This window comes from Arthrobacter sp. H41 (assembly GCF_000520535.1).
Taxonomy (GTDB): Bacteria; Actinomycetota; Actinomycetes; order Actinomycetales; family Micrococcaceae; genus Arthrobacter_D.
In genome coordinates this window covers 34,246-35,530 of sequence record NZ_KI914793.1, presented here as the reverse complement: position 1 = coordinate 35,530, position 1,285 = coordinate 34,246, and the positions used below count along the sequence as shown (strand labels likewise).

The 1,285-nt window shown below is 63.5% G+C and carries 2 protein-coding genes and 1 pseudogene; 1 reads left to right on the top strand and 2 read right to left on the bottom strand.

Translation table 11 applies throughout. The features are described 5' to 3' along the window. Positions 1-173: 173 nt before the first annotated feature. Positions 174-674: a small VCP/p97-interacting protein gene (locus Y705_RS18695; RefSeq protein ID WP_081737937.1), complete on the bottom strand. Its 501-nt coding sequence runs from the start codon at positions 672-674 to the stop codon at positions 174-176. 30 nt (positions 675-704) lie between these two features. On the opposite strand from Y705_RS18695, the gene Y705_RS0109155 reads away from it, so the two are divergent. Beyond that, positions 705-1,019 carry a DUF4229 domain-containing protein gene (locus tag Y705_RS0109155; RefSeq protein WP_026532642.1) on the top strand — a complete coding sequence of 105 codons (315 nt, stop codon included), beginning with the start codon at positions 705-707 and terminating at the stop codon, positions 1,017-1,019. Positions 1,020-1,030: 11 nt separating this feature from the next. Here the strand turns inward: Y705_RS0109155 and Y705_RS23130 are convergent. After that, positions 1,031-1,285 (bottom strand): annotated as a pseudogene (locus Y705_RS23130) (1,4-dihydroxy-2-naphthoate polyprenyltransferase); the annotation flags it as partial.

The following is a 1,285-nucleotide window of genomic DNA, read 5'->3' as shown; positions in this document are numbered from 1 at the left end:
TTTCCCGTCCTTACCCGGCCCCTATTAGCGATATCCCTGGCGCCTATCGAATCCCGGTGACAGCACCCCCCGGATCATCGATAACAGGGGGAGTAAATCATGCCGCGACCGACAGGCCAGCAACCCCAAGTCTTACTCAATTCGAGGCTACTAAAAAGGTAACGGGGGGGGAGCTAGGGGTTCTTGGGGCGCTCGGTGCTCGCGGGCCCGGCGTCGTCGTCCTTCGACTGCCCCTTTGCCGGGTCTACCGGCTTGACCGGGGTATTGGCGTTCCCCGGAGTGGCGGTACCGCCGGCTTTCTCGCCGTCGCCGGTGCCCTTCTTTTTCTTCGCCTCCGCCTCGCGTGCCTTGAGTTCCTGTTCCTTGCGGCGCCGTTCCGCTTCGCGGGCTTGCTGGCGGCGCTTCGTTTCGAGGTTCTGCAGGAACTGGGGGTCGTCGTCGGGAGCTGTCGGGTGGCGTCGGGCGGGCCGCGGAGGTCCCGGGCGAGCGGAGCGCGGACGGCCGAAAAGGAACCACATCCCGGCTCCGATGAGGGGCAGAAGGAGAATGATGATGAGCCAGGCCGGCTTCGAAATGCTGCGCACCTCATGCCTTTTGCTCATGATGCAGTCGATCAGGGAGTAGATGATGATGGCGACTCCGAGAATCGCCAGAAAGAGCAAGAGGCGCGGCATACTCCAAGTGTAGGCGAGTAAACTTGAGCAGTGGCCTTCCTCAAATTCACAGCCCTCCGGCTCCTGCTCGTGATCGTTTTCTTCGTTCTCTGCATGCTCCTGCAGCTGGGTGCGGTGCTCTCCGCGGTGGTCGCTGCCATCCTCGCCTGGTGCATCACGTACCTGTTCTTCCGGCCCATGCGCAACGATGCCGCCGCGAGCCTCCAGCGGCGATTCAAGGACGGGGCGCCTCCCGTGCGGAATGGAAGGGAGCTCGACGACGCCGAAGCCGAGGACCACTTCGATTCGAATGCGGCAGTGAACGCTGCCCGCCGACCTCGACAGAACCAGTCCCGAAAAAGCTGAAGAACCAGTCGCTATCCGAGCGCGGCAGACAGCACGATACCCAGCCCGAACAGCAGGCTGAAGGCTAGATTGATGAGCCCGGTCCGCTTCAGGACGGGAATCAGGCTCTCGCGCCGAGAGCCGGTAAGCATCACCCTGCTCGGCGGAACGCACGCAGGTATTAGCAGGAGAACCAGCAGGACCCACGGGTAGCCGGGCGCCAGCAGCAGGGGCAGCAGGACTGCTGCAGCCAGCATTCCCACGTAGCTCGCGCGCGCTCGCGGATC

Bases quoted from the DNA above. Each gene is read 5' to 3' on its own strand.
- Y705_RS18695 (WP_081737937.1), bottom strand. From the start codon at position 674: ATGCCGCGCCTCTTGCTCTTTCTGGCGATTCTCGGAGTCGCCATCATC.